Raw genomic sequence first — 18,983 nt, forward strand, 5'->3', positions numbered from 1 at the left:
TGTAGTGGCCTGAACAATAAGGATGTTGTCATGAATACAAAAAAATTTGTCTACGCTGGAACACCAGAACCTGGCCATGGCCCCTGGACTCTTATAGAAGATTCGCCTGAATCGCGTGCCCAGGCGCTTGAACAGGGCTGCAAGGCATTCACGACCATGAGCTTCGCCTACGAACCAGAAAAGGGGAAACCCGAACCCATGCGCTACGGCGATCTTTGGCTGGACATCGACTGCAAGGAAGTGCCGTTTCTCGCCATTGTGGGCGCAAGGGATTTTGTGGAGGGCCTGCTCAACCAGTATGATGGTTTTGATCCTGCCATGCTCGAATACTACATGAGCGGCAGCAAAGGCGTCCATATCCGTATTCCAGCTGAGGTATTTGGTGGAGAAAACGGACATCCCTACCTGCCAAAGCTGCATTTGAAAATGCTGGAGCGGATTTTTCAGCACTATCCAATTTGCCATAACCTGGGCTTGCGGGCGCTGGGCCAGCCCGTACCCGATGATTTCAGACGCAAGACTGTCGGCGACCTTGTGGACACAAGCCTGTATTGCATGGGGAAGGGGAAGTTGCTGAGGGCTCCCAATATCAGGCGTCCTGACGGACGCTACAAAGTGCAGGTGAGCGTTGAGGAGTTTTTTGAATGGGAAATTGACTCGTTACTGGAACTGACCCCGTCGGCAAGAACATGCGTCATACAAACTCTGCCGCCAAAGGTGACGGGGATGACAACCCTTTATGACCAAGCCCTCATGGGTCTGCAATCTTGTAGTCAGAGCAAGCTCAACCTGCAAGGGCTTTACGATTGCCATTTCATGCGCCATTGCCGTGAAAATGCCGCAACGCTGAGTGAGCCGGAATGGTTCCTGATGCTGCGTGTTCTGGCTCCGCTGGGAGAAAAAGGGCTTGAATTGGCGCAGGAATACAGCCATCCCCACCCGGGATACTCGGCACAAAAAACTCGAGCCAAATTTCTGCATGCCCTGAATAAGGGATATCCGGTTAACTGTGAGGATATTCAGGAATTTTTTCAGTGTAACCCTCGCTGCAAGGTGCGTAGCCCGCTTGACCTTGAACGCAAGCGCCTGAGTGATGTTGTGGTCGCCACAGAATCCTTCAGTTCCCAAAAGGATGGCCTGTACTATTCACCATCCCGTGGCATGATGGAGGGCGACAGTGTCAAAGTGTGCAGCCCTTTAAAAGTTCTTGGCAAGATGCGTAATACGGACGGCACGGGCTGGGCAAGGCTGGTGAAACTGCTGACGCCAGATGGCAAAGAACAAAAACTGACCATCACCATGAAGGAATGTGTGGGGCGCGGCGATGTCGTTCTTGGACGGCTTTGTGAGCATGGTCTTGAGTTGGCAAGCGGGCGAACGGAAAAATTCGTTATGGAGTATTTGCGTTTTGCGGGTTCCGACAAAATTTTCACCAATGTTGAGCGCCTGGGCTGGCACGACAGGTGTTATGTCTTGCCGGATAATATTTTTGGCGGAGGAGAAAATGAAGAAATTCATTACACGCAGGAACACGGCCTGTTCAACCATGCAGGCGAACTGGAGCAATGGCATGAGCATGTGGGCCGCTATTGCCAGGGCAACACCTTACTCATGCTGGTTGTAGCCTTTGCCCTGACAGGACCGCTTTTGCGCCCTTGCGAAATGGAAGGCGGTGGATTGCACCTGTTCGGGCCATCGTCCACCGGCAAAACAACGTTGGCCCTGTTGGCTGGCAGCCTCTGCGGCGGCAATGACAGCAAAGGGTTTATCCGCCAATGGCGCAGCACGCACAATGCTCTTGAACATATCGCGGCCCAGCATAATGATTGCCTACTGGTTCTCGATGAAATTGGCCAAGCCACAGCAGAAACGGTGACTCAGGTCACATATATGTTGCCCAACGGCCAGGGCAAGGAGCGTATGCGGAGTGATGCCACACAGCGTAAGGCCCATCAATGGCTTCTCAATTTCTTTTCCACTGGCGAGTTGAGCATAGAAGACAAAATAGAGGAGACGGGCAAATACCGTGCAAAGGCCGGGCAGAATGTACGTGTAATAAATCTGCCCATTGATGGCGGCACAGGTAAAAATGCCTATAGCATTTTACATGGCTTCAAAAATCCAGCGGCACTGAGTGAGCATCTCAAAAATGCTTCCCGAACCTACTATGGTACACCGTTGCGCGCTTTTCTGAAGGTTTTTTGTGGCGCTGGCGGTCATGAACTGGATATGAACCTTGATGAAATAAACAATAGTATCGTCCTGTTCACAAAAAAATATTGTCCCGAGGGAGTTTGCGGACAGGTCCGGCGTGTGGTTCTCAAGTTCGGGCTGATTGCTGCGGCCGGTATGTTCGCTGCAAAGAACGGCATCCTGCCTTGGACACCGGAAGAATCAAGTGATGCCGTTGTGGAGTGGTTTAACGTCTGGCTTGACGAACGCGGCGGCGTTGGCAATCTGGAAATCATGAAAGCTCTTGATCGCTTTAAGGATTTCTTTGCGCGCTACGGCAGAAGCCGTTTTGCGGATGTGGATGGCCTGGGTGAGAGTATGCGCGATCTGGCTGGCTATAGATGGGAGGACAAGGGTGACCTGCGGTTATTCATGATAAGCCCAACGTTCAACGACCTCGCCAAAGGAGTCAATCGCCATGAGTTGCTGGAACATATGAAGCGTCAGGGGTGGTTGATGATGAACGCCAGAGGAAATCTTACGGAAACAAAATGCATCAAGGGGCGGAACGTACGTGGCTATGGATTCATCCCTTCCGCATGGGAAGGCCGTGGAGACCTGGAAGAGCGGCACATGAATGTAGTAAAAGACTCCAAAGCCAGTGATTGTGACTTTTAAGCTGTGCGGCGCACAAAAGCGTTTGTGCGATTCTTTGTATAAAACACCAGTAATTTCTTGGTGTTTTGAGCCTTCGCACAAACGCACAGCCGCACAGCAGTTTTTTATACGGAACAAAGAAGGGGAGCAAAAATGAGGGCATTACAGGGCATGGATCTTGTGCCGTTCATAGACTCCATTTTTTGCCAGAAAAATTGATGCGTATCTGTACAGCACCCTCTATTCTTCTGCCCTGTTTTGTCATTTGGTAGAAGGCCCTGAACCCGAAACAACCATTCCTGAATTTTTTGAAGGCCATGAAGTGGGAACGGCCCAAAACAGTTTTTTTGACCGAGGGCGCTTGATGCTCCAGTTTTGCCAAAAAGCCCAAGAACAATATTTTGTTTGTGCGCCTGTGCGTTTGTGCGATGCCTGAAAATGCTGAAAATTGTGGGGTATTGAGACAGGATTCCGCACAGCAACGTTTGTGCGAAATTCATTTTCGTTGTGCAACGGGGTCACGCCTAAAAAAACATCCTGAAAACCCTGCCGTTATCAAAATCGTCGTTGCCGGGTGAGAAGAACCTACTCCGCTTGTGTAGTTTTCCCCACGATGTTGCAGCCTATTGTGCAGTTGAGGCCCACATCACTTGCTGCCCCGTACACGTCCACCATTGTGCCCATAAATTCTTCATTTCCCCGCCAAAAAGGGATTCCGCCAAGCCGCCGGGGCAGGGCGGCGGCAACAGCGGGAAGCATAACCGCTCCAAGTTCAATCGGCGTTGCACAGTGGCCCCAAAACTGTACAGGATCGCAGGGGAGCGGTTCAGCCTCTTCCTGTCTGTCATCCGGGTCGGCTTCGGCATCATTCGCGCCAGTACCCAGCAGTTCCAGAAGGGCCTCCCGCTCAATACCCCGAAGCTTGAACAGCAAAAAGGGATCCCGGTCAAACTCCTCTGCCACAAGGTAGTACACGGCTGCGATATGCTTGCACGGGTTTGACCAGTCAGGGCATGAGCAATCGGTTGTAAAATCATCCTTCTTTGCAGGAAAAAGCGACAGTTTGGCCTTTTTGAAAATTTCTTCAATCTGTTGCGGCATCTGTCCCGACAAGAGAGCGGCGGAGAAAAGGGCCTCCTTGCGCAGTGCATGGCCGATGGTGGCCCACGCGTCAGCCTCCAGAGGTTTGACCCGCATGGTGACAGCATACGGCTTGGCCCGTGAGCCTTGTACTTTGGCGGAAATATAGCCTTTTTCCATTTGGATGGACACGACCTGCCCTTTGCGGGCATACGCGCGCCCACGGGTCAGCCGTGCGCCCAGCCCGAAACTTTCAATAAGCTCGATCCAGCGTTTGGCCCACCAGCTTTGCCCAAAGCCGCCGCGCCGACTCTGGGACTTGATGCCCCCCTTGACCTCGCGGGCTTGCGCTGGTGGAAAGCCGCCATATTCACGATACCAGGCCATGTTTATTCCTCCAGAGATTTTTCCCGCAACGCGAACAGATCCTGAAGCTCCTGGTTGGACAGTTCTGTCAACCACGCTTCGCCAACGCCCACCACAGCATCGGAAATTTCTTTCTTGCGTTCAATCATGGCGTCAATCTTTTCTTCCAGCGTGCCGCTACAGACAAATTTATGCACAAGAACATTGCGGTGCTGACCGATTCTGAAGGCGCGGTCCGTGGCCTGATTTTCCACCGCCGGGTTCCACCATCTGTCATAATGAAACACATGATTGGCCGCAGTGAGGTTAAGCCCCGTAGAGCCAGCTTTGAGCGAAAGAATAAAAATCGGAGGGGCCTGGGCATCGCCCTGAAAGCGCTCAATCATCCGGTCGCGCGCCTTTCGTGCTACGCCGCCGTGCAGAAAAAGCACCTCCCTGCCGAGGGTGTCCTGCAAATGCGCTTTGAGTATATGGCCCATCTCTTTGAACTGGGTGAATACCAGGGCCTTGTCGCCCACGGGCAAAAGCTCTTCCAGCATTTCAGTGAGGCGGGCAAGCTTGCCGGAGCGTCCGTCTATGGCCGAGTTGTCGCCAAGGAAGTGGGCGGGGTGATTGCATACCTGCTTGAGCCGGGACAAGGTCGCAAGAATAATGCCCTTGCGCTGAATGCCGTCAACCTCGTATAATGTACGGTTCAGGTCTTCAAGCACAGCGGCATACAGCGATGCCTGCTCCTTGGTCAGCGGGCAAAATTCCTTCATTTCCACCTTGTCGGGGAGGTCGGAAATAATGGACGTGTCTGTCTTGAGGCGGCGCAGGAGGAAGGGCGCGGTAAGGCGCTTCAGCCTTGTGGCAGCCTCGGGATCGCGTCCGGTCTGGATGGGTATGAAAAAACGCTTGCGAAACTCTTGCTGGCTGCCCAGAAAACCCGGATTGAGAAAATCCATAAGAGACCACAGGTCGCCGACATTGTTTTCCACCGGCGTTCCTGTCAGGGCTATGCGGTACGCCGCCGGGATGGCCCGAGCGGCTTTGGCCTGTTTTGTTTCGGGGTTTTTGATGTTTTGCGCTTCATCCAGAATAACGCCGGCCCAGGAAATATCTTTCAGTACCGCCATATCCCGCTGGAGAAGGCCGTAGCTTGAAATGACCAGCGCCTGCGAGGACGCGAGCCGCCGGAAGGCTGCTCCTTTCTTGCGGTCAAGCCCGTGATGGATCATGACCGGCAGTTCGGGGGTGAATTTTCCCGCTTCTCTGGCCCAGTTGTTGACCACCGATGTGGGGCAGATGAGCAGGCTGGGCATCTTTTTGCCGGAAGACCATAATCTTTGCAGCAGGGCCAGAGTCTGGATGGTTTTTCCCAGACCCATGTCATCGGCAAGGCAGGCCCCAAGGCCCCATTGCTGCAAAAAGGCGAGCCAGGAAAAGCCCCGCGCCTGATAGGGCCGCAGGGTTCCGCCAAACTCGGCCGGGGGCGGCAACTCCGCGCAGGCCGTGCGGCCCTCCAATTGGTCGAGCAACTCGCTGAGCCAGCCCGCACTCTGCACACCGCCAAAGGCAAAGCCGTGGGGGGCGTCCTCACCGCCAAGGGCCATGCGGAGAATATCCCGGGCCGGGGCGGTATTTTTGCTGTTTTTCTTCCAGAAATCTGCAGCGGCCAGAATTTCCTGTGCATTGACCTCCACCCACTGTCCCCGCACCTGCACCAGAGGAACCTTGAGCCGGGCCAGAGCCAGAAGGTCTTTATGCGTTATGGGCGCTCCACCAAGAGAAGCCTGCCAGTCGAATTCCACAATGGCATCAAGGGAAAGACCGCTTGAAGAGCGGAGTTTGGGGGCTGCCACCCTGGCCTGAATGACTGGCCGGAGCTTCGCGCCTTTGCTGGTCCACCATGCAGGCAGCATGACCCCGAATCCGGCCTGGCCCAGAGCAAGAGAGGTATGTGTCAGAAAACGGTGTGCGCCCTGAACGTCCAGACTGTAGCCTTGGGGGGCGGCATCCTTGAGGCTGGCCGCAATCTCCGGCGCAATGCCGGAAGCCTGGCCGAGCGCAGAGAGCACATACTCTCTGGCATCTGCACCCAGGTGCTTCAATACCGAGGCACGCTTTTTGGGACCAGACCAGAGGTCCTGTATGGGGAGCAGGAGGCTGTGGTCATCGTGCGGATGCAGAAGATAGGAAACCCGCCAGGCAGAATCGTCCCCCGCCGGAAGGGCAGGAAGAGCATGGTTCAAAGGCGCGTCGTCATTTGCGGGTTCTTCAAGCCTGAAGCAGAGTCGCACCGGGGATTTGGATAACACCGTTATGGGGCGTTTCCAGCGAGCAAGGGTATTTTTTAGATCTGTTACATCTTTCTTCAGCCAATCTATGCGCCCATCTGGCGAGCGCAGGGCGGCCAGCCATGCGTCATGTACGCTATCCACTACGGGGTGCGCCCGTGATGCTCGTAATATTCGTGAAGTGGCGGAAGCGGCGCCTTGACCCTTTTTACTTGACGTCGTTTGCGGCATGGCGGAGCGGACAAGTGCGTCAACCATGTCCGTCAGAAAAGCGCGCAGAACAGAAGCGGCGGCGGTGGAAGGCGGTGCTTTGCCGTCAGCCTTGGTCAAGGCCCTGGCCGATGGGGGCATGGCGGCGGCAAAGGCAGCGAAGCGTGGCTGTTCATCCGCGGTAATCACCGGTTCCCATACGGAGTGGCAATGACCGCCGACCATCCGTACGCCGGGCAGGTAGTGCTGTCTGGCAACAAGCGCCCCGGCATACCTGAGCATTTCAGCCCAATAGGCAAGGTCATTCCCCAAAAGAACACCACGGGCGAGAGTTTGCTTGCCTGTGCAATTTGCCAGAGCAGTTACGACTTCCTGGCTATTGAACAGTGTGGCTGCAACGCGCCAGGGACGCAGGCGGAGTGAAGCTTCGGCTTTTTCGGCATCGTGAAGGAGCCGACTCGACGGTATTGGGCCGGATTTGGAGGACGGCAGCCATGCTGTGGCCTCAAGTGGGTGTGCATCGCGTGGGGAAAGGCCGAGGTGTTCGACCAAAGTTGCGTCAAGCGCGGCCAGCCCCGCATCAAACGGAGAAATGGCGGAGTGCTCGATCTTCTTTTTTGCTGTGCGCTTGGGGGAGAGTGCCGGCTCTCCGTTCTCCGAGGCAGCGGAAGCAGCAGAAGAAGATACGGAAGACGTAGAAGAGACTGACGGACTCTCACCCCAAAGCAGAAATCCCATCTCCGTTTGTGCAGCGTGGAGGATGAACACTGGCTTTTTACCTCTTGCTTCTGGACGGTGGAGATGACACCATAGGAAAAATGGCCGAAATATAATACTTTCGGACGTGGTACGCGTCAATGTGTAGCGCCATGGTTGAAACAAGCAACGCCTGAATTGTAGTCACTACTCTTGTGCGAAACAAGTGGTCACTCCTGAAGCATCACTATGGAATGCATGGGCAAAACACGATTGAAGCTTTGATAACATGAAAAATATTACTTTTTGCGATCAATACGGGCAACTGGGCGGAGGGCAACAGGTTTTGCTGGAACTTGTAAAGGCCGCGCTGGAGAACAGGTTTACAGTACAGGTGCTAATCCCTGAAGGTCCCTGCGCTGATAAGCTTGAGACTCTGGGCGTTGAAGTCCGGCGTATTTCGAACTGCGCGTTGACGCAGGGGAAGAAAAGCGTTTTGGATGTCATGCGCTTTGCCATGTACAACCTATCGGTATTCTTTAATAATTTTTCAGTCTTGCGTTCCGCTGATCTGATTTATGTCAACGGTAACCGCTTGTTGCCTGTGGCTTTTTTCGCACAAAGAATTTTGGGAAAAGAGGCAGCCTGCCATATTCATCTTAATCACGGCAAGCTGGAAAAAAAGCTATTCCGCATTTTCCTCAGGCAGCGTCGCACCAGTGCTATTGTGGTTCCGTCCGCTTTCATTCAGCGAGAATTGGTTCATTTTGACACCGCCTTTGATTCCCCCAAGGTGCGCATAGTGGAAAATGGACTGGACGCCCGGTTCACAAGTACAGCTTTTGAAGACCGCTTCTCTAGTCGTCCCTTGCGACATGTGGGCATTGTGGGCAGAGTGTCGCCCGAGAAGGGACAGGATGTTTTGCCCGCGCTAGCACGGCGATTTCCAGATATGGATTTTCATGTGATGGGCGATGCGGCTTTTTCTTCTGCGGATTTTTATGCGACCCTGAGGCGCGACAGCCCGGCCAACGTGCATTTTCACGGTTGGGTAGAGGATCTACCCCAAAAAGTGCGCGAGATTGGCCTGCAAATCTGCCTTGTGCCCTCGCGTTGCCCGGAGAGTACGCCCGGGCATAGTTTTGAGGCTGCTCCTCTCGTCCCGATGCAGATGGCCGCACTTTCGTGCCTTGTGATGGTACGCCGCTTGGGCGCGCTGGAAGATATCGCAAAAAGTCTACAGTTGATCAGTTTTGATTCGGATGAAGAGCTTATCCCTATGATTGAAAGCCTCCGGGTGCAGCCAGCAGGCGAGCCCCTTGCCCTGTGCGAAAACAGCCATAAGCTCGCGGTATCCAGATATAGTCATAACTCTTTTCATGAAAATCTGAAGGGACTTTTGCGTGCGCTTATACCAGTGTAATGGCTTTCACCCAACCCCCATAGGCTCCCTAAAAAGGCGATACAGCCTTATGCCCACGACCATGCGGTTTCACATGCGGTAAACAGCTCATTGGATTTAAGGCCTCTTCTAACGTAAATCAGCTCCATGAGCCTTTGAGCCAACTATAAAAAGGCCGCAATCTTTGGGTAAGCCACGGTGACGAAAAAACAAGCTGCCTCAGTAAATTTCCATCTGCAACTAGCACATTGGGCCGCGCTATACAGTGCCGGAGCAATTGAAGCTCCGGGTGCAGTTCGAGCCCATTGTGCTCATTGGTGCTGAAAGCTGCTTCCCGCAAATTTGTCTTGCCTTTACAGAGAGCCGTACACTCTAGTAGCTTTTCCCAAGCATCGTAAACTAGTTGTGGTGAATAAGGCATCGTTGCTTCACGCCCGTTGCTTCCCATGTGCTCTCTTTTGGTTGTGCTTTGCATAAGAGTTCGCAAAGTTTCAGCCAAGCTTACAGCTGTCATTTCCGGCGCCAGCAACCCCGTTGTACCATTGCGAACTAGTTCGTTAACTCCGGAGCATTGGGCAAAACCTACGACTGGAAGTCCAGCGGCCATGCTCTCAATTACGGCCCCTGGGAAGGCTTCATGCCTGGATGGCTGGCACAATATATCAGCAGATGCATAGCATGCTTCTGGCCTGGTCGTGAGCCCACAAATATGGGCACGTCCTTTCAGCCCTAGCCGATGAGCTTGCCTTTTTAATCTGCTCTGCTCAGGCCCCCCCCCCCACACTTCCAAGCGCCATTGGGGGAAATCAGGGGCTAACATAGCAAAGGCGTCTAGAAGAATATGGTTTTGTTTGTCACGCTCAAGGCGTCCCATGCTTAGTATTATAGGGTGATCTTTGGGGGATTTTTCCAACAAGGGCAAGTTAACTGCATTGGGAATAACATGCGCCTTGTCGAGTAAAGTATCCGGCAAGCTCGGTAGGCAGGAAGTCCGAAGCATATGAATTGCATCAGCGGCAGCCATGACCGCCAGACGCTCCGGCCGGTTCCAGATGCGCGACTCCACATCTTCGGGCGTGCTGTGCTCGGAAACAACAAGCGGTATGCCGCTGTTCCACAGGGCCGCGCACCAGGGAAAATGGCGGCGGTCCGCAGCGGGCGAAATGCAGACATCCGGGGCGCAGGCAAGAATTTGCCGGCGAAACTCTGCAAGGTGTTTTTGCCTGCCCCCATGCGCATAAACGACAAATCGAACCCGTTTATCCACGGCATAAATGGGCTTTTCCGGCAACGGTTCCGAAATAAAAATGGAAACCCGGTGCCCGCGCTGCACCATAGCCGATGCCAGATCGCATACCACGCGCTCTATGCCGCCAAGAATGCCCAGCGAATGTCCGTCGATAACAATATGCATTTTTTCACCGCAAATGGCAGCTGTGCCCCTGTTGCACGGCATTGTCCGTCACTGTTTCCGGCTCTGGGAAAAAAAACCAAAACGGCGGGCCGCGCCCACAATGCGCTTCTCAAAATCTTCCCCGAGCCGCAACCGGTAGATGCCGTCTTTAACAATCGTACGCAGGATACGCCGCACATACTGACCAGGATCGCGCTGCCACGAGGAACGCACGAAATCCTTTTTTATTTCATTTACCGTCCGCAAAAAAACGTCCTGGTCGTACATCACTTTCTGCTCGTTGGCCGCAACGATCTTTTGCAGCCACGCTTCGGCTTCCTGCAGTTTTCCGGGAAGCTCCGGGCAGTGCGAAATGCAGAACTGGTGCCTGTCCAGCTGGCGCGGCGTTGGGGAAATGCCCAGCAAGGCAAGCTGACGCCGCTGAATGCGCGATGTGGTTTCGCCCATCTGCCACTTGTACGCGGTTCTGGAAACGTGCGGATGCACCCTGTACCGCAGAAGGACCTGCGGCAGAACGGCAAGCGAATACCCTGCCGCCGTCAGACGCACCCACAGGTCGTAGTCCTCCGCGCTCGGCATTGCCGCATCGTAGCCGCCGGCATCCAGCAACACGGACCGGCGGGCCATAATCGTCGGGTGGTGCAGGCAGCAGCCGAACAACAGCCGGGCGCGCACAGCCTCGCCGTATCCCTCCCAGGCAAGGATGCGCCCGGTTTCGTATTCCTCCATGCCGGCGCTGCAAACAGCCGTTTCCGGATGCTCCGTCATGTAGTCGTATTGCACGGCAAGCCGGTGCGGCAAGGCGTAATCGTCCGCATCCATCCGCGCCACAAGTTCAGAGGAACAAAGGGCAAGCCCTTCGTTCAGCGTGGCGATAAGCCCTCGGTTTTCGCGCTGGTGGATACGGATGCGGGCATCGTTGGCAGCCAGCCGCCGCAAGATTTTGCCGGTGCCGTCGGTGGAGCCGTCATCCATGACCAGCACTTCAAAATTGGTAAAAGACTGCGCCAGTATGGAGGTTACCGCCTCTTCAATAAACTGCTCCCCATTATATACCGGCAGCAGAACAGTGACGGACGGCGCGTGATTATTGTTTTGCATGTTCATTTGTAAACCGCGTGCGCCGTTGCGCAGCCCGAGAGCGGCGACAACGACGATTTTTTTGGAGGAGATACAAAATACTTTGCGGGCATTGCCGACCGCCTTCATGCCTGACCGCGCGCCATATGCGCCATGGCGTCAGCTGCCCTGCGGCTTATTGAAAAAACGCCCGCCGCCTGCAGCCGTCAACGGAGGTACGACTTTGCATATCCCTGCGGCTTCCCTGCTGGCGCACCAACGCGCCGGATGCCGGGCGGCGTCCGCCGCCTGGGCATACATGGGCGCGGCTATTATGCCTGTTTTGCCGCCGTGAGCCATTTCAGGGCGCGCTTGAGCACCCCGCGAGCCCCCCAGTAGCCTGCGGACAAAGGCAGCAATGCGTACATCGCAATGGGCGCTTTTAAAAAATATAGATTGGCCGCCAGGGTTCTGGCAAGAACCAGCGCCATATGAAGCGAGGCGCGCAGCGGAACGCTTTTGCCCCAAAGGATGTTGGCTACGTAGACATACTCCTGCAGATTCACATCAAGACTGTATTCACAGCGACGTGTTATCTGGTCGGGAGATGAAACAGTGACATTGACGAGGGAAACGGGCAGAAATGCTAGCGAGGTCGCTTCCAGTATCCGCATATACTGTTCCAGATCGACCAACCAGACGAGCTTGGGATCAAAGGGCTTAAAGAGGTCGCGGCGGATAAGGGTTGTGCTTGGCGTGCGGAGGGCGTTGGCGTAAAAAAGTTCCGCCCGGTCTGCTGCCAGGCGCGCAAGAAACCGCTTGTCCGGCATCGCGGCGTCGAGAATTTTTCCTTCCGTATCGCAGTTGCTGCACCCACAGGCGATAAAGCCGCAGCCCGGCGACTGCACGGCGCAGTCGTAGAGCTGCTGCAGGGCGTTGGGCCTGCTGAACCAGTCATCATGGTGCATTATTTTAATGTATGCGCCTTTGGCCAGACTTGCGCAATAATTCCAGTTTTCCGGACTGCCCAGCGCCTTCGCATTGTGCACGTACGTAAAGCGCCCGTCCGCCAGAAAGGGCTTTACGACTTCCTTGGTACGGTCATCCGCAGAGTCGTCGGTTATGATGCATTCGAACGTACCGAAGGTCTGGCTCAGTATGCTATCCAGTAATTTTTTGACGCCAGCCGGATTGTTATAGCAGGGAATACATATTGAAATCGGTATGATATCATCCATTCGCGTACCCATGTGGTGCTTTATGCCAACTTTAAAATTTTTTTCAACATCTGCTTTACGGACGCTGGCACCAACTGGCGGCACCCCTTTGGCAGCAAGCCCGCACAAGCCTGGTAAAGACGCGAACGCCAGTATTGGCGGGGAAAATACCCCTTGCGGATACGTTTGATTTCCGCATCATGGCATGTCCGGAATTTGGGACTATTGGAAAGCCCGCCCAAGGGAGCTTCGGCAATCAGGCAGTGCAGCTGCCAGGCTCTTTCGCCGTTGCCCCAGTGCCGACAAAAGAAATCATAATCGCCCAGAATTTTAAAAGAAGCATCAAAGGGGTGCGCCTTGAGAAATTTGCTGCTGGTAAAAACGCCAGCATGGTAGATGGGGTTGTAATATGGTAGAACAGCAGCCATCTTATCGATATCGTTAGAGATAGAATGCAGCAGCTCTCTTTCCGCGCTGAGGATGGTAACCTGACCCAATGCAAAATATTTATCATCGGGGCACTGTTCCAGCTGGGATATGACGGTCTGCATGGTTTCCGGGTACGCTAGGGTGTCGCCCGCTCCCAAAAAAAGAATCCATCGGGCGCGCACGCTAGGAATAACCTTGAGCCAGGCGTCGTATATGCCGTCGTCGGGCGCCGAGGCCGCACGCAATAGGGGAAGTTGCGCCGCATAACTGCGGGCAACGTCAAGCGTATGGTCTACGGACTCGCTGTCCTGTACCACGACCTCAATGACATCTTTGCAGCTCTGGGCTGCAATGGAACCCAGCGTAAGGGCCAACCCCTGCGCGGCGTTCCGGGTGGCGATAATAACGGCGACCATAGGAGAAACGGCATTTTGAGACATGAAGAATCCTTAAAAAATTCTGTCAGATAGTTTCATCAGCTTTGCCAAAAAGCCGCGCTATCTTTTGTTTTGCATGCGTCCATCTGAACCGCAACCGCGTCTTCAGGCTATTGCAGTGAGCGCGCAGTATTTTCCAGTCGTCAGCCCGGGTGCCGTCGGCATTGTATATCTCCCCTACAAAGCTGTAGTCTTTTTCGCGGGGTACGGGAAAAGGCCTTGAACTCCATTCAAAACGACGAAAATCATCATGGACGCAAATGCCGTGTTTTTTCAGCAGCGGGTACACACACGAACCCAAAAACAGTTGATCCTGATTATACAGGTCAGCGGGGTTAAACTGCTCCGCGGCCTTATGCATATTGGGCAGAACGCCTGTGCGGCAGCCCCACATGCCGCCTAAAATAAGCATGTTGTGGCACGGATGATCGCGCATGATATGCCCCGCGCAGCCGCTTCGCTCCCACTCTTGCACGGCGGCAGCCTCGCGGCGGCTGAGCCTTGAGTCGGTATCCCGAATGATCACCCGCTCCACATCATCGCTGTCCAGGGCGAAAAAACGCCAGAACATGCTCTTCTGGTTACCTTCAGAGGGCATGATTTCCACTTCCGCACCAGCTGCGCGCAGCTGCTCGATGATATCCGGGGGCACGCTGGCCGCACAGTAAAAACGCGCCTGCCAGCCGGGGTAAAACTGCCCGACCTGAATTGCGTTGATAACCGCGCCCTGCGTGTACTTGGGGTCAGTGCCCCAAAGCGAATATGCGACAATTTTTTTCACGTCTCACCAGACAGTTTTTACGTATGCAGCAGCTTTTTCCGCAGGCGGCAGGCAATTTCTTGCAGCAATAGCGCCAAGGCGCGTCTTCGCGTGCTGGAAGCCCACCCTCGGGCAAGCAACGGCAGCGCCAGAAGCAGCGCCTTAAATTTTGTCCGGCGGCAGAGCAATGCCCACCGGGACAGCAGTTCGCGCTCAAAAACGTCTGCAGCCACCCACCCCATCCGCATGTTGACGTTTTGCAGCTCCATCAACCAGGCAAGGCATGACGCCAGTTCCTTGGCGTTGGCGGCGCAACCGTGTGCGCAAACAAAGTGCAGGTCAGTCTCAGCCTGGCTGGGCGCTGCCGCCATAAATTGCGTAAGAATGCGCTTTGCGACTTCTTTCCATTCCCTGCAGGCCAGATCGCCCATAACCGAAGTAAGGTTAGCCCCGTGCATACGGTAGCGCAGTACGCAGGCCCCCATGTTGTCCAGAGCCTTGGTCATCTGTAGGCCGATGATCCGCCACATGTCAAAGTCCTGGCTGAGCAGTAACGTCCTATCATACTGCAATTCCAGGGATTTCCAGGCTTCAGTCCGGTACATGACGGCGGGATGGGCCAGGGGCACAGCAAAAAGCAGCGTGGACAGAATGGCGTCGCGCCCTTTGGGCACCTCCCAGAGAGAAGATGATGTTTCATTAAAAATCTCCACCTCACCGCCGCAAACCACCAGTTCTGGGTGCGCGTCCATATAGGCCGCCTGCACCGCCAGGCGTTCGGGCACTGAGATGTCGTCGGCGTCCATACGGGCGATGTACTTTCCCCTGGCGAGGCTGAACCCGCGGTTGAGCGATTGCGAAAGCCCGAGATCCTCCTCATTGCGCACGAGACGGATCCGCTTGTCCTGCTGGGCGGTCACCCATTCGTTTGACCCGTCGACAGAGGCGTTATCCATGACAATAAATTCAAAATCTTCAAACGATTGCGCAAGAACGGAGAATACCGCTTCCGGCAAAAAGGGCATGCCGTTACGGACAGACATGACGACAGAGATGTATGGAGTCATAGGCGGCTATCGTGGTTATAACGTTTGGAGCGCGTAGGCGCTGCGTGTACGGGCCTCAACACTTGGTGCAGAACAACCATGAAGAAGCCAGCTGCGCTATCTGCTGCTGCCCGTCCATAGTGTAGCCGCACCGCAATATAAGGTCTTCCAGCTCTTTCCGCGTTCTGGCCCACCCCCAAAACTGCTGGGGTTTTGCGCCGCGCAGATGCGCCAGCAGGTTGCAGCAGGTATCGTGCAGGTAATCCACATATTGCCGGACGGTATGCGGGGAATCTGCGGGATCAAGAATAGACGCGCTTATGAGTATCAGCCTGCCGCCAGGTGCAAGCCAGCTCTTCAGGGAAGACAGAAGTTTGACCAGAGTCTTGTTTGAGAGACAGTATTCAAATGCATTACAATAAATGACATCAAATGTTGCCCCTTGCGGCAGACACTCCGGCACGAGGCCGATATGCAGCTGCTCTTCCGGCAACGATTGCGCGATCCACCGAAGGGGGGAGTCCGAAGAGTCATTGCAATGCATTTGTATATTGGGACGCATCTGCAGCAGGCAATGCTCCACAAAGCCTGACCCGCAGCCCACAGAAAGAATTTTGGGCGCGGCAACTGGCGGTATATGTGCGGCAATGGCCTGAGCGCACTGCCGCTTTATGGCTTGCCACGGTTCTGGCAAGGCATCGTAGCCTGCAAATTTGTTAAAAAATGCATCATAAAACTTTTCATAAAAAACTTTGTCAGCCAAAGAAAAAAAAGAAAGGCTGGCAAAAGAATTAAACGGGATGCCGAACCACTCTGTCTGATAAAAACGGATCATGTTTCCTCCAAACCAAAGAAGCCCCGGTTATACGCAGCAACCAGGGCTGGCCAGACATCAGCGCGTCGAGGGCCGGGGCATACGTATTCACGACTCGCATCCAGTTTATTCCCAAAGGGACCCAGGCCCTACTCCGATCGACGAAGTTTACCAAACCCGTAGGTCAAATGGATGCGACGCGGTTGTATAACCTACCCAACACAGTTTTATGGCATCACACAAGGCCCAAACTCATTCTGGCAAAAGCACGCACTGTTGCTTTTTACACGGTCGCTTTCTACTAGCGGCGCTACCCGTTTACCCCACAAATGTGAGGAACTTCTGATCTACACGCAACCATCTATCGCCCAATTTCCCCAAACGCGCTGAACTCACCCATGGCAAATAGTCCCGCGATGCACGACTGCAATTTGGGGCTGCTAATATTGTAAAAAGACATACAGAGTGAAATCTTAGATTCAGGTAAATGGCAGTCAGCCATCACGTAGCATAAAATCACTACGAACTCAAAAACTACCTTACCCATATCTGATTGTACACAGATGAATATGCTCCAGTATTGAAGAAATCAGAGTGTTTCTTTTCTTTTAACGTAAATCCGCATTCTTGCATAATTTTCTTTATACCATCAACCTGTTCCCCATAGGCATCGTTAGCTTCGATAAGACAGCTCTTAACAGACGGCATTTTAAAAATATCTTTCATACCAGCCAGCACAATATGTTCTATGCCGTCGACATCAATTTTTATATGATTTGGGCAAGGCATTCCTGTTGCTGCCAGTAGAGAATCACCCGACAGCCCTAACAAACTATATGAGAGCTTACTTTCACATATTGGTTTTCCATCAAAACCTATTCCTGCGCCGAAAGTAGAGTCTGCGCCGCCGTGGGCGGTTTCCGTCATCAAAAAAGTGCTAAAGCCATTTGCTGATGACAAGGCCACAGGGACAATATGAACACTATCTTGTAATTCATTAAGGTAAATATTTTTCCCAAGCAATTCCAGATTCAAGATAGACGGCTCGAAAGCAAAGACACTACACCCACGAATTTTAGCCGCATAACAGCTATATAAACCAACATTTGCACCGATATCCCATAGACATGCCCCCTCCTGAAAGGAATCTAGCCAGTCGATGGTTTCAGGCTCTTTTGTCAAAAGCGTTTTGGCCCTGTAAAGAGTCAAATAATTATCATAATGAAATTTTAAGTTCTCACTTCCACATGGGATGCTAAAGAAGTTTTTACTTATAAAATCCTGCATCTTGTCGGCCAACACTGCTTTTTCTTCCGCACACAAGGCATCAGACCAAGCAATAACATTTGGATTTTGCTGAAACATAATTTTGTACACACGCCAAAACTGAATTAATATTCTACCCAGCTTGGACTTATCCAACGCTTTCTTTATACTCTCTTTCATAGCAACTATCCTAAAAAGGGGAATCATAAAACGTTAGTTAGAAGAATCGAACAGGCATGTTTGCCTTTCCAAATAGCTCAGGTTTGCATGAGTGAATGCAATTCCCTGGCGTTGCACATGACCACCCGGCACAAGTTTTCAGTCGGGCTGATTAAGCCCGAGGCAGCCGCTGAAGCTCACGACAAAGATTCTCCACATTTTGCATAAATCTGTCTGCATAAGGGGAGGGCACATCCAGTGGAATCGTCACAATGCCGCGGCCAACCTCCTCGGCCACGGGGCAGGTTCCCGGCGTATAGCCATAGGCGGTTATATCTGTAGCCCGGCAAACCACAGGATCCTGAAACCATATCCAGTTTGCCGGAAAAAACGCGTTGACGGCCCGCCACAAGCCTTTGTTTTCACGTAGCGGCCCGCAGGCGGCAGGCAGGCAGAAAGCAAAGCGAAGCGGCACAACCTCTTTGCCAATGTTCTGAAAGCCCGCAGGAATCATACCCCCGCAATTATTTCTGTAAAACACTTCGGAAATTTTTTTGAACCAATGGCACCGTTCATCCGCAACAACAGGCCACTGCCGCAGGGCCTCAAGCCCAAGGGTTGTCAGAACTGTCGGCATCTTTGCCGGATAGGGGTAGTCGCCCTGCACAGCCCAGGGGGTGTAGTCCGCATCAAGGAAAGGGGAAGGGGCATCGCACCCGGCAAACAAGGCGGCAAAGTTGTGCCAACGGTAGCGGGCCGGAGTGAAATTATCGCGCTCCACACGCACCTGTTCCAACAGTGCCTGCTGTTTTTCGCGCGGCAGGTGCGGCCAGCCCTGATACTCTGAAAAAATTCTTTCGTACAGATTTTCGTCTGTAGTGTAGAGCATTCCGCCAATAAGGGAATTTAAGGGTTTGGAGTGGTCTGTGGAAAAATAGGCGGCATCGCCCCATGCGCCAAGCGGCTTGCCCTGGTGTTTGCTTCCAAACGCAATCGCCACATCCTCAATAAGTTTGATATGATAGTGGGTTGCCAAAGCGCGCAACGAATCAATGGCGCAGGGAACGCCAAAGGTATGCTGAGCAATAAGCGCCTTAGTTCGTGGGGTAATGGCAGCTTCCACTGATTCCGGGCTTGTGCCCAAGGTATGCCTGTCTATATCCACAAAACGGGGTGCCGCGCCGCAGCGCAGTATGGCGTTGAGCACCACGGAACAGGTAAAGCCTGTGACTAAGACCTCATCGCCGTCACGAAGACCATAATGCCGCAGCAGCGCATGCAGCGCCATTCGCGCAGAGGCCGTTGGCAATGCGTACCCGCCGCCGAGCGCTGCGCAAAAGGCCTGCGCATAGGCGCTGCCGCAACCGTCTTCCTCGCCTGCGGCAACGCGTTTTTGCAAAACGGCAAGCCGGGCATCGTCCATGTCATGATGCGGCCTGATAAACGGGAAAAAAGGAGCACGCGACCACGGAAGACCATACGTCTTCACCCAGAACGTCACCTGATGCATCCTGGCGCGC

General features: G+C 53.7%; 14 protein-coding genes. 3 read left to right on the top strand and 11 right to left on the bottom strand.

Annotated elements, in window-relative coordinates:
* Positions 1-30: 30 nt before the first annotated feature.
* On the top strand, positions 31-2,850 hold the full coding sequence (locus DESU86_RS08735) for a DUF927 domain-containing protein (RefSeq protein WP_179980695.1): 2,820 nt from the start codon (positions 31-33) through the stop codon (positions 2,848-2,850).
* Positions 2,851-3,414: 564 nt separating this feature from the next.
* Here DESU86_RS08735 and DESU86_RS08740 read toward each other — a convergent pair.
* Positions 3,415-4,296: an SWIM zinc finger family protein gene (locus DESU86_RS08740; RefSeq protein ID WP_179980696.1), complete on the bottom strand. Its 882-nt coding sequence runs from the start codon at positions 4,294-4,296 to the stop codon at positions 3,415-3,417.
* Positions 4,297-4,298: 2 nt separating this feature from the next.
* On the bottom strand, positions 4,299-6,953 hold the full coding sequence (locus DESU86_RS08745) for a DEAD/DEAH box helicase (protein WP_232088307.1): 2,655 nt from the start codon (positions 6,951-6,953) through the stop codon (positions 4,299-4,301).
* A gap of 21 nt (positions 6,954-6,974) precedes the next feature.
* Here DESU86_RS08745 and DESU86_RS14395 point away from each other — a divergent pair, with 21 nt between their 5' ends.
* Entirely contained in the window at positions 6,975-7,187 is a 213-nt protein-coding gene (locus DESU86_RS14395) for a hypothetical protein (protein WP_197957553.1), read from the top strand.
* Between the two features lie 562 nt (positions 7,188-7,749).
* A complete protein-coding gene (locus tag DESU86_RS08750; RefSeq protein ID WP_179980698.1) occupies positions 7,750-8,883 on the top strand; it encodes a glycosyltransferase family 4 protein in 1,134 nt (377 codons plus the stop codon).
* Positions 8,884-9,001: 118 nt separating this feature from the next.
* Here the strand turns inward: DESU86_RS08750 and DESU86_RS08755 are convergent, their stop codons facing one another.
* The 9 genes from DESU86_RS08755 to DESU86_RS08795 all read right to left on the bottom strand — a co-directional run bounded on the left by DESU86_RS08755 (position 9,002) and on the right by DESU86_RS08795 (position 18,886).
* A complete protein-coding gene (locus DESU86_RS08755; RefSeq protein ID WP_179980699.1) occupies positions 9,002-10,276 on the bottom strand; it encodes a glycosyltransferase in 1,275 nt (424 codons plus the stop codon).
* Between the two features lie 48 nt (positions 10,277-10,324).
* Entirely contained in the window at positions 10,325-11,377 is a 1,053-nt protein-coding gene (locus DESU86_RS08760; protein WP_179980700.1) for a glycosyltransferase family 2 protein, read from the bottom strand.
* A 290-nt stretch (positions 11,378-11,667) separates the two neighbouring features.
* The gene (locus DESU86_RS08765) at positions 11,668-12,681 is read right to left on the bottom strand and encodes a glycosyltransferase family 2 protein (RefSeq protein WP_179980701.1); all 1,014 of its coding nucleotides are present in this window, start codon (positions 12,679-12,681) and stop codon (positions 11,668-11,670) included.
* Positions 12,594-13,421 carry a glycosyltransferase gene (locus DESU86_RS08770; RefSeq protein WP_179980702.1) on the bottom strand — a complete coding sequence of 276 codons (828 nt, stop codon included), beginning with the start codon at positions 13,419-13,421 and terminating at the stop codon, positions 12,594-12,596. Before DESU86_RS08770 ends, DESU86_RS08765 begins: the two co-directional genes overlap by 88 nt.
* 22 nt (positions 13,422-13,443) lie before the next feature.
* Positions 13,444-14,199 carry a hypothetical protein gene (locus tag DESU86_RS08775; protein ID WP_179980703.1) on the bottom strand — a complete coding sequence of 252 codons (756 nt, stop codon included), beginning with the start codon at positions 14,197-14,199 and terminating at the stop codon, positions 13,444-13,446.
* 17 nt (positions 14,200-14,216) lie between these two features.
* On the bottom strand, positions 14,217-15,245 hold the full coding sequence (locus DESU86_RS08780; protein ID WP_179980704.1) for a glycosyltransferase family 2 protein: 1,029 nt from the start codon (positions 15,243-15,245) through the stop codon (positions 14,217-14,219).
* A gap of 55 nt (positions 15,246-15,300) precedes the next feature.
* Positions 15,301-16,059: a class I SAM-dependent methyltransferase gene (locus tag DESU86_RS08785; RefSeq protein ID WP_179980705.1), complete on the bottom strand. Its 759-nt coding sequence runs from the start codon at positions 16,057-16,059 to the stop codon at positions 15,301-15,303.
* A gap of 513 nt (positions 16,060-16,572) precedes the next feature.
* The gene (locus DESU86_RS08790) at positions 16,573-17,484 is read right to left on the bottom strand and encodes an FkbM family methyltransferase (RefSeq protein ID WP_179980706.1); all 912 of its coding nucleotides are present in this window, start codon (positions 17,482-17,484) and stop codon (positions 16,573-16,575) included.
* A 151-nt stretch (positions 17,485-17,635) separates the two neighbouring features.
* Positions 17,636-18,886 (bottom strand): DegT/DnrJ/EryC1/StrS family aminotransferase, encoded by a 1,251-nt coding sequence (locus DESU86_RS08795; RefSeq protein ID WP_179980707.1) that lies wholly within the window; start codon positions 18,884-18,886, stop codon positions 17,636-17,638.
* Between the last annotated feature and the right edge of the window lie 97 nt (positions 18,887-18,983).

This window comes from Desulfovibrio sp. 86 (assembly GCF_902702915.1).
Lineage (GTDB): Bacteria > Desulfobacterota > Desulfovibrionia > Desulfovibrionales > Desulfovibrionaceae > Desulfovibrio.

What these genes read in the sequence shown, in the direction of transcription:
- DESU86_RS08785 (WP_179980705.1), bottom strand. Translation starts at nt 16,059, where the DNA reads ATGATCCGTTTTTATCAGACAGAGTGGTTCGGCATCCCGTTTAATTCT.
- DESU86_RS08780 (WP_179980704.1), bottom strand. Translation starts at nt 15,245, where the DNA reads ATGACTCCATACATCTCTGTCGTCATGTCTGTCCGTAACGGCATGCCC.
- DESU86_RS08760 (WP_179980700.1), bottom strand. Translation starts at nt 11,377, where the DNA reads ATGCAAAACAATAATCACGCGCCGTCCGTCACTGTTCTGCTGCCGGTA.
- DESU86_RS08795 (WP_179980707.1), bottom strand. Translation starts at nt 18,886, where the DNA reads ATGGACGATGCCCGGCTTGCCGTTTTGCAAAAACGCGTTGCCGCAGGC.
- DESU86_RS08790 (WP_179980706.1), bottom strand. Translation starts at nt 17,484, where the DNA reads ATGAAAGAGAGTATAAAGAAAGCGTTGGATAAGTCCAAGCTGGGTAGA.
- DESU86_RS08735 (WP_179980695.1), top strand. Translation starts at nt 31, where the DNA reads ATGAATACAAAAAAATTTGTCTACGCTGGAACACCAGAACCTGGCCAT.
- DESU86_RS08740 (WP_179980696.1), bottom strand. Translation starts at nt 4,296, where the DNA reads ATGGCCTGGTATCGTGAATATGGCGGCTTTCCACCAGCGCAAGCCCGC.
- DESU86_RS14395 (WP_197957553.1), top strand. Translation starts at nt 6,975, where the DNA reads ATGACCGCCGACCATCCGTACGCCGGGCAGGTAGTGCTGTCTGGCAAC.
- DESU86_RS08755 (WP_179980699.1), bottom strand. Translation starts at nt 10,276, where the DNA reads ATGCATATTGTTATCGACGGACATTCGCTGGGCATTCTTGGCGGCATA.
- DESU86_RS08770 (WP_179980702.1), bottom strand. Translation starts at nt 13,421, where the DNA reads ATGTCTCAAAATGCCGTTTCTCCTATGGTCGCCGTTATTATCGCCACC.
- DESU86_RS08750 (WP_179980698.1), top strand. Translation starts at nt 7,750, where the DNA reads ATGAAAAATATTACTTTTTGCGATCAATACGGGCAACTGGGCGGAGGG.